The organism is Variovorax sp. 160MFSha2.1 (assembly GCF_048305075.1).
Lineage (GTDB): Bacteria > Pseudomonadota > Gammaproteobacteria > Burkholderiales > Burkholderiaceae_C > Variovorax > Variovorax guangxiensis.
Genome location: NZ_CP157624.1, coordinates 836,335 through 843,623 on the forward strand (window position 1 = coordinate 836,335; position 7,289 = coordinate 843,623).

At 65.9% G+C, this 7,289-nt stretch carries 5 protein-coding genes; 4 read left to right on the forward strand and 1 reads right to left on the reverse strand.

Features of this window, described 5'->3' with window-relative positions; translation table 11 throughout:
* Positions 1 to 86: 86 nt before the first annotated feature.
* Positions 87 to 1,949, forward strand: coding sequence for a sensor histidine kinase (locus ABL838_RS03675; protein WP_418119000.1), 1,863 nt, complete (start codon positions 87 to 89; stop codon positions 1,947 to 1,949).
* Positions 1,950 to 1,956: 7 nt separating this feature from the next.
* The gene (locus tag ABL838_RS03680) at positions 1,957 to 3,318 is read left to right on the forward strand and encodes a sigma-54-dependent transcriptional regulator (RefSeq protein ID WP_418124186.1); all 1,362 of its coding nucleotides are present in this window, start codon (positions 1,957 to 1,959) and stop codon (positions 3,316 to 3,318) included.
* 38 nt (positions 3,319 to 3,356) lie between these two features.
* Here the strand turns inward: ABL838_RS03680 and ABL838_RS03685 are convergent, their stop codons facing one another.
* Positions 3,357 to 4,097, reverse strand: coding sequence for a response regulator transcription factor (locus ABL838_RS03685; RefSeq protein ID WP_418119001.1), 741 nt, complete (start codon positions 4,095 to 4,097; stop codon positions 3,357 to 3,359).
* Positions 4,098 to 4,168: 71 nt separating this feature from the next.
* Here ABL838_RS03685 and ABL838_RS03690 point away from each other — a divergent pair, with 71 nt between their 5' ends.
* Together ABL838_RS03690 and ABL838_RS03695 are read left to right on the forward strand one after the other, a co-directional pair.
* Complete coding sequence (locus tag ABL838_RS03690; RefSeq protein WP_418124188.1) at positions 4,169 to 6,118, forward strand: ATP-binding protein; 1,950 nt, start codon at positions 4,169 to 4,171, stop codon at positions 6,116 to 6,118.
* A gap of 376 nt (positions 6,119 to 6,494) precedes the next feature.
* Complete coding sequence (locus tag ABL838_RS03695; protein ID WP_184634374.1) at positions 6,495 to 7,220, forward strand: winged helix-turn-helix domain-containing protein; 726 nt, start codon at positions 6,495 to 6,497, stop codon at positions 7,218 to 7,220.
* Positions 7,221 to 7,289: the final 69 nt, after the last annotated feature.

Consider the following 7,289-nt stretch of genomic DNA (forward strand, 5'->3'; position numbering starts at 1 on the left):
TCTTTTTTCCGCTCCCTCCGGCCCCGCCCTGGGGCCATCGGGCTGCCACTAATGCGGGAGGCCCGGCCTTGTGCAATAACGGGCCCATGAATCCAAGGGAGCCGGCCCGGCGTCTAGACCCACACTCCGACCAGGCGACGAGAGGATGGCGCGGCCTGCCCCGATGGGGCGGCGCGCTGGCCCTGGTGGCCGTGGCCGCCTTCGCGGGCTATCAGGTCGCGATGCAGACCGGCCTGGCCCGGCTGCGCGAAGCCGCCGACCATCGGCTCGACATGCTCGCCACCGGCCTGGACGCCGACCTCGCCCGCTTCGACTACCTGCCCGCGCTGCTGGAGATGACGCCCCTGGTGCCGGCCCTGCTCGGCACGCCGTCGGACATGCGGCTGCGCGATTCGGTCAACCGCTACCTCGACGGCGTCAACGCCGCGGCCGGAGCGGAAATGCTCTACGTGCTCGACGCCTCCGGCACCTCGCTGGCGGCTTCCGACTGGGACAAGCCCGGCACCACCGTGGGCCAGGACCTGTCGTTCCGGCCCTACGTGATCGACGCGCTGGGGCAGGGCAGGGGCCGCTTCTACGGCGTGGGCATCACCAGCAAGAAGCCGGGCTACTACCTGTCGTATGCGCTGCGACGCGGGCAGGCCTCGCGCGGCGTGGTGGCGGTGAAGATCAACCTCGAGGAAGCCGAGCGCGCCTGGCGCAAGCTGCCGGGCGACGTGGCGCTGATCGACCAGCGCGGCGTGGTCATTCTCTCGACGCGCGAGGACATCAAGTTCAGGCCGCTGCTGCCGCTGGACGCACTGCAGCGCGCCGAGGTGCTGCGCTCGCGGCCCTACGGCGAGGCCGCGCTGCAGCCGCTGCAGTGGACGCAGAAGGAAGCGCTGGACCGCGACGTGCAGGTGATCTCGCTCGACGGCGTCGATCAGCTCGCCTCGGCCCGCACCCTGCGCGGCGCGCCATGGCAGCTGGTGGTGCTCGACAACCTCGCGCCGCTGCATGTGGCGGCGCGCAACGCGGCCATCACCGCCGGCCTCGCGATGACGGTGCTGCTGCTGGTGGCCGTGGCGCTGTGGCAGCGGCGCCGCGCCGTGCGCCAGAAGCTTGCGAACCAGGCCGCGCTGCAGGCGGCGCACGATACGCTCGAATCGACCGTGGCCGCGCGCACCGCGCAGCTTCGCGCGGCGCAGGGCGAGCTGGTGCATGCCGGCAAGATGGCGGCGCTGGGGCAGATGTCGGCCGGCGTGGTGCATGAGCTCAACCAGCCGCTCACCGCGATGCGCACGCTCTCGGAAAGCGCGTCCATCCTGCTCGACAAGAACCGGCTGGAAGACGTGCGAGGCAACCTCGAGCGCATCCGCGGCATGGTCGACCGGCTCGCGCGGCTGACCTCGCAGCTGCGCACCTTCGCCTACAAGAGCGAGTTGCCGCTGGCGCCGGTGCTGTTGTCGCATGCGATCGCCGACGCACAGGTGATCGTGGCCGAGGCTTCGCGCAAGCAGCGCGTCGCCATCGAGGTCGACGTGCAGCCGCCCGCGCTGAGCGTGATGGCGGAGGAGGCCGCGCTCGGCAGCGTGCTCGCCAACCTGATGCGCAACGCCATCGACGCGATGCAGGACGCGCCGGTACGCAAGCTGCGCCTGGAAGCACGGCCGAAGGAGGGCCGCGTGCTGCTGTCGGTGACCGACACCGGCCCGGGCATCCGCCCGGACATCCTGCAGCGGCTGTTCGAACCCTTCGTCACCGGCAAGGCGGCGGGGTCGGGCCTGGGACTGGGGCTCGTGATCTCGGCACAATTGGTGCGGTCCATGGACGGCACGCTGCGCGCGGCCAACCTGGACGGCGGCGGGGCATGCTTCGTCGTCGACCTGCCGGCGGCGATTGCCGTGATCCACGACAGCAGCAGCAACCCGCCGGTTGCCGACGCCCTTTCCATTGCACAACAGGAGTGATCCCCAAGTGAGCGAAGCCCCTGCGATCCGGGTGATGCTGATCGAGGACGACGAAGACGTCCGCGTCAGCACCACCCAGGTGCTGACCCTGGCCGGTTTCGAAGTCGAGTCCTTCCCGAGCGCTGAGCGCGCGCGGGCGCACATCACGTTCGGCGTGCCGGCGGTCGTCATCAGCGACGTGCGCCTGCCGGGCCTGAGCGGCACCGAGTGGCTGCCCGAGCTGCGCGCCGTCGACCCCGAGCTGCCGGTGATCCTGGTCACCGGCCACGGCCACATCGCGATGGCCGTGCAGGCCATGCGCGAGGGCGCCTACGACTTCATCGAGAAACCCTTCAGTTCCGAACGGCTGGTAGCCATCGTTCGCCACGCCATCGAGCGGCGGCAGCTCAGCCTGCAGGTGCGCGCATTGCGCGACGCGCTGGAGAACTGGCAGGGCATCCAGTCGGTGCTGATAGGCCGTTCGGCGCAGATGCAGCAGGTGCGCCAGACCGTGAAGACGCTGGCCGAGACGTCGGCCGACGTGCTGGTCTACGGCGAGACCGGCACCGGCAAGGAGCTGGTCGCGCGCTGCCTGCACGACCACAGCGCGCGCCGGCGCCAGCATTTCGTGCCGCTGAACTGCGGCGGGCTGCCCGAGTCGCTGGCCGAGAGCGAGCTCTTCGGCCACGAGGCCGGCGCCTTCACCGGCGCGAGCCGCATGCGCGTGGGCAAGTTCGAATACGCCAGCGGCGGCACGCTCTTCCTCGACGAGATCGAGAGCATGCCGATGGCGGTGCAGATCAAGCTGCTGCGCGCGCTGCAGGAGCGCAGCATCGAGCGCATCGGCTCCAACAAGACCATTCCCTTCGACTGCCGCGTGGTGGCCGCGAGCAAGGACGACCTGAAGGCCATGAGCGACCAGCAGAAGTTCAGGGCCGACCTGTACTACCGCCTGGGCGTGGCCTTCATCGAGCTGCCGCCCCTGCGCGAGCGTCGGGAAGACATTCCGCTGCTGTTCGAGCATTTCACGCTCCAGGCCGCGACCCGCTACGACCGGCCCGCGCCGCTGCTGAGCAACGCGCAGCTGGCCGACCTGATGGCCTACGCCTGGCCCGGCAATGTGCGCGAACTGCGCAACGTGGCCGACCGCTTCGTGCTGGGGCTCCTGGGGGAGCGCCTGACGCAGACGCATGGCAGCGCGCAAGGTGTGCCGGCTTTGCCGCGGGGTCTGCCGCAGCAGGTGGAATCGTTCGAGCGCGCGGTGATCGTCGAGGAACTGCGGCGCCAGCGCGGCGACCAACCCGCCACGGCCGCCGCCCTGGGCATCGCGCGGCAGACGTTGCACGATAAGGTGCGCAAGCTCGGGCTGACGGTCGACGAGTTCAAGTAGGGCTGCAGCCGCATCCTGCGGGCGGCCCGCTCTTGAGCTCAGGTCTGGAATTGGTAGCCGGTGCCTCTCACGGCATGCAGTGGCAGTGAAATGCCCGCCGCCGTCGCCTTGCGCCGCAGCCGGCTGACCACGGCATCGACGCGCTGCAGGTCGAAGTTCTCGAGATCGCCGCCGCCCAGCGCGGCTGCGAGCTGCGTCCGGTCGACGGGCTTGTTGCGCTGCTTGAACAGGCTGGTGACGATGGCGCGCTCCGACATCGTGAGGCGCAGCGCCCGGCCATCGGGGGCGTACAGGATCCAGTCGCCTTCCTTGAGCACCCAGCGCCCCGTGCCGCGCGGCGTCTCGGGTTGATGCGGCTGCAGCGCCCGGCCGGCGCTCGCCTCGGCTGCCTTGATGCGTCGGTAGATGGCTTCGATCGAGGCCGCGAGCTCCTCGGCATGCACCGGCTTCACGAAATAGGCATCGGCGCCGCCGCGCAGGCCGCGCACCCGGTCGCTGAGGTCGCCGCGCGCGGTTGCGAAGACGATCCCGACATTGCTGGCGGAACGCAGGTGCTGGGCGATCGAAAAACCGTTCTCGTCCGGCAGTTCGATGTCGATCACTACCACGTCGCATCGATTGACCGCGTAGGCCCTGTAGAACTCCGCCGCCGTCGAGAAGCCGGAGGCCTTGAAACCCAGTTGCTCGAGGCTGTAGACCAGTGCTTCCTGAAGGTCTTCTTCGTCCTCGATCAGGTAGACGGTTATCTTTTTATCGGTATTGGAGTTCGGAATATTCATGATGCACCTCTCCTCGGTCTCGGCTGCGACGCGCTGCTGGCGCCGAAGATTCGCCGGACAATATCAACAACATGAAAAGAAATAGATGTCTTGTTTTGATCGCGGGGATGGCGCTGTGGCTGATTTCGCTTTGTTCACATGCTCTTGTGCTTCGCAGCGATCAAGGGCTGAAAGAACCCGTCTCGTTGCTCGGCCAAGAGGAAATATTCATTGATACATCCGGAAATACTTCCATCGAGGACATTATTTCAGCCCGCGGCGGCGTGGAGTTTATAGCCGGAGATACCCGCCTCGGCCGACTTCGGGCAGGCGAGATTTACTGGATCAGGTTTTCCTTGCAGCAGGAGCCCGGCGCGCTTTCGCAATGGGCCATCCAGATATTCCCCAACTGGGTCGACGACGTGGAGGTCTACCGGCGCGATGCCTCCGGCAGGATTGCGGTCGAGCGACTGGGCGACCAGCAGCCCTTCGTCGACCGGGCCATCCGCAGCAGCATGATGGCCTTCCCCGTCGTGGTGGGCTCATCGCCCGAAACCTATTACGTGCGGGTGAAGACGCATGGCCTGGCTCCCCTGTGCCTGCACGTCTGGCAACGGGCCGGGCTGGAGCGGGCGGAGGCGAGCCGGATGGCTTTCCTCTCGGCGTTCGCCGGTGCCATCGGCGTGATGGTGCTGATGAACCTGATCTTCTGGGTCTGGCTGCGCAACGGCATCTACCCGGTCTACGCGCTCTTCCTGTTCTCCATGCTGGTGGCCGTCGCCTCCATGCTCGGCTACGCGAGCTCGCTGATGTTTCCCGATGCGCCGCTGGTGGCCGACCGCTTCGTCGATGCGAGCTCGGGTGCGCTGATGTCGATCGCCGCCGTGTTCGCGTGGCGGTTCTTCGACTACGACAGCTACTCGCCGCGGGCGGCCTGGTTCATGAAGGCCGCGGCGCTGGCCTTCGCGGCCATGGCGGTTCTTTCGGCGGGCGGGGTGGACGCCGCCATCCATGCGGCGGCCTACCTGCAGATCACGGTCGGCTTCTTCAACCTCGGGTTCGTCGTCTGGCTGATGGTCCGCCACCGGGCGTTCCACTACCTGCTGGCGGCCGTCGTCTTCACCTGCGTGAACCTGTCCTGGACCTTCTACCTGCTGGTGCTGTTGGGGTTCGTGACCATGAAGAACCCGTTCATCCTCGAGTTCTGGATTCCCATGCTTCAGCTCGCGAACCTGGCAATGCTCAACTTCGCGGTGGCCAGCCGTTCACGGCGGGCGGAACTTGCGCTGCGCGCGGAGCGCAAGCGCGCCTTCGATTCGATGAAAGTCGCCAAGACGGCGCTGGAGGAACGGGTGCGCCAGCGCGAATTCGTCGCTGTCGTCTCGCACGAGTTCCGCACGCCGCTCGCCGTTGTCGACGCTGTGGCGCATGCCCTGGAGCTGTCGCCGTCCGGCCGGGACGAGGCCGTCAAGCGCGCCGTCGGCAAGATCCGCAAGGCCACCCGCCGCCTCGCCGTGCTCATCGAGAACATCCTTCAGGACGACGCGCTGGAGACCGGTTCCCCCAGGCCTGCCGCACGCAGCTTCGATTTGCGCGAGGTGATCGAAAGCGTCCGGGGCGTCGGGCTGCCTGAAGAAAACGCCCGCCTCGGCGTCGAGGCGCCAGCGCAGCGGACGATGTGCGAGGGCGACCCGGCAAGAATCGAAATGGCGATCCGCAACCTGGTCCACAACGCCCTGAAGTACTCGCCTGCCGATTCGGCGGTCACGGTGCGATGCGAATCCGGGACAGGGCTTTTCAGTGTGACGGTCTGCAATCAGGGAGAACCGATCCCCGACGGCGAGCGAGGCAGCCTCTTCGAGCGCTACTTCAGGGGAGTCACGTCGACCCAGGTGCCCGGCTCGGGGCTGGGGCTCCACATCTCGCGGACCATCGCCCGCCAGCACGGCGGAGACGTGGTGCTGCTCTCCAGCGATGCCGAGGGCACGGTGTTCCGTCTGACGATTCCGCTGCAACCGACTCCCATCGGGCTGCCGCGCTGAAATCGGCGGGCTTCCCCGACGGCGTGGAGGCCTTCGGCACGCCGTGGCGAAGCGTGAATTTTTCGATGCCAGAAAGAAAACGTTTTCAGCGTCTTTGGCAGCATTTGATGACATTCATCGTCATTAATGCGCATTGACTTTAGGCCAGGACAAGAAGTTTTCTGGCTCCTCCCCCAACTTTGTGATTTTCTTCCATTCATTACACAAAAGTTTTCACTTTATGCATGCATGAATTGGTCAATGTAGGTCATTTGAAGTCAATGACCGACATTGTCTGATCCGATTGTAAATAGATACATTCCCCAGCCCGAAAGGGATCATGGGGATGCGGTGAACGCGCTCTCCATGAAATCCAACGTTGAACGGAGAGTTTGGAATGGTTTCGCCGGAGTCTCGCGCCCAGGCCCTGAGCCTGGACAAATCCCAGCTGATTTATCTGCCGCCGCGCCAGCGCGAGCAGTCCCACGCCGACGGCTTCGATCTGCTGGGCGATTTCATTGGCTCGCTTCAGGCAGGGCAGCGCTCGGGGCTGGTCCTGCTGCCGTTGCCCGTGGACGCCACCGTGCAGTGGCTGGACTCGGTCCGCGCCCTGATAGACGCGCCGCTGCTGTTCGCCGTCAACAGCGACAGCGTCGCTGCACAACAGGGCATCGAACGTGAGTTTTCGGGCGAGAGGAATTTCGATTTCGTGCTTCATCCCTTCGATCTGGACGAGGTCAGATCGAAAGCCCAGGGCCTGCTTCACCGCACCACTCTCGCTGCATATGGCGCGGGAAGAAACGAGCTCCTGATCTACCGGGGCTACCGTTTCCAGATCAGCGAACGCCGTGTGTTCCACGAAGAGCGGGAAATGTACCTGCAGCCCCGTGAATTCGACCTCGCCCTCGAATTGTTCAGGAACAGGGATTGCCTTTTGAGCCGGGAGCAGCTCTATGGCCTTTTCTGGCGGGACACCGTCAGCCTGCGCTCTCGCGCATTGGATGTCTGCGTTTTCAAGATTCGCAGGAAGCTCAATATAGAACCGGCCAATGGATTGATGCTGCGCGCCGTATTCGGCCAGGGATACAAGCTGCACACCGTCTCGCCGATGTTCCTCAGATGAATTGAGGGTTGCCTGCATCGCGGGCAATTGTTGGGCCAGCGCTTGTAATTCGGGCGCCGGCCATCCTTT

Excerpts from the sequence above, each read along its gene's own strand:
- ABL838_RS03695 (WP_184634374.1), top strand. The coding sequence starts at position 6,495 with ATGGTTTCGCCGGAGTCTCGCGCCCAGGCCCTGAGCCTGGACAAATCC.
- ABL838_RS03685 (WP_418119001.1), bottom strand. The coding sequence starts at position 4,097 with ATGAATATTCCGAACTCCAATACCGATAAAAAGATAACCGTCTACCTG.
- ABL838_RS03675 (WP_418119000.1), top strand. The coding sequence starts at position 87 with ATGAATCCAAGGGAGCCGGCCCGGCGTCTAGACCCACACTCCGACCAG.
- ABL838_RS03690 (WP_418124188.1), top strand. The coding sequence starts at position 4,169 with ATGAAAAGAAATAGATGTCTTGTTTTGATCGCGGGGATGGCGCTGTGG.